Source organism: Methylobacterium sp. E-016 (assembly GCF_022829745.1).
Lineage (GTDB): Bacteria > Pseudomonadota > Alphaproteobacteria > Rhizobiales > Beijerinckiaceae > Methylobacterium.
The window spans coordinates 1-1458 of record NZ_JAKSYF010000097.1 but is presented as its reverse complement, the minus strand read 5'-3'; the positions used below and the strand labels follow the sequence as shown (position 1 = coordinate 1458).

Sequence of the window (1458 nt, the reverse complement as noted above, 5' to 3'; positions counted from 1 at the left end):
GCGGCCGATACATCATGCCGGCACAGCAACGTGCCCGGGCTCGAACGACAATCAAGCGGGGACGACGAACGATGAGCGGACAAGGGCAGAGCGTGGGCGCATCGGCAGCACGCAATCTATCGACCGCGACCGTCACGTCGGTCCAGAACCTCGCCAACACCCCGCGCTGGCTCTTGCGGCTGCTGCCCTTCGTCAACGTCGACGGCGGCGTCTACCGCGTGAACCGTCGCGCCGTGGTGCTGGCCAAGCCCGGCCGCATCGACCTCGCCTCGGACGGCAAGGGCCGCGCGATCAGCCCCGCCTCGCTGCGCGCGGTGCCGCCGTTCAGCCGCCTCGGCGATGCCGAGCTGGCCGCGCTGGCCGACCGCTTCACCGAGAGCCGGCACAATGCCGGCGAGACGATCTCGGAGGGCGGCGCGGGCGACCGCAGCCTGACGATCGTCGCCGACGGCACCGTCGAGCTCTCGCTGTCCGGCCCCTACAAGAACCGGCTGCGCTCGGGTCTCGCCACCCGCGGCGACTTCTTCGGCGACGAGACCCTGGTCGGCGGCAGCCAGCCCGCGCCCGCCGTCAAGGCGCTCTCGGCGGTGACCCTGCTCACCCTCGACCGCGCGGCCCTCGACGACGACGCGGTCAAGAACCGCATCGCGCAGTACGTCGAGGAGCGCGACCGCCTGAAGGGGCACACCAACAGCCACGGCGAGCAGGGCATCGAGCTGCTGGCCGTCCACACCGGCGCCCCGCGCCTGCCGACGACCTTCGTCGACTACGAGATCGATCCGCGCGAGTATCACCTCTCGACGATCCAGACGATCCTCAACACCCACACCCGCATCACCGATCTCTACTCGAACGAGATCGATCAGCTCCGCGAGCAGATCCGCCTGACGGTGGATGCCGTGAAGGAGCGCGAGGAGTGGGAGCTGCTCAACAACTCCGAGTTCGGCCTGCTCAACGAGGTCGGCGGCCGCCAGCGCATCCCGACGCGCTCCGGCCCGCCGACGCCCGACGATCTCGACGAGCTTCTGACCCTGGTCTGGAAGAAGCCCGCCTTCTTCGTGGCGCATCCCCGCGCCATCGCCGCCTTCGGCCGCGAGGCCACCCGCCGCGGCGTGCCGCCGGTCGTGGTGCACCTGTTCGGCGCGCCCTTCCTGACCTGGCGCGGCGTGCCGCTGGTGCCGAGCGACAAGCTGCCGATCGACACCGACCCGGCGACCGGCGCCCAGACCACCTCGATCCTGCTCTTGCGCGTCGGCGAGGGCGAGCAGGGCGTCGTCGGCCTGCAGAAGTCGGGCGTCACCGGCGAGATCGAGCCGGGCCTGTCGGTGCGCTACATGGGCACCAACGACCACTCGATCGCCTCGCACCTCGTCACCCGCTACTTCTCGGCCGCGGTGCTGGTCGAGGACGCGATCGCCCGCCTCGATAACGTGCTGCTCGGCAACTACCATGACTACG

At 70.4% G+C, this 1458-nt stretch carries 1 protein-coding gene; it reads left to right on the top strand.

All coding sequences use genetic code 11. The features are described from left to right. Positions 1 to 71 precede the first annotated feature (71 nt). Positions 72 to 1458: family 2B encapsulin nanocompartment shell protein (locus MKK68_RS29480; protein ID WP_279605324.1), on the top strand; the 1387-nt coding region annotated here is incomplete at its 3' end.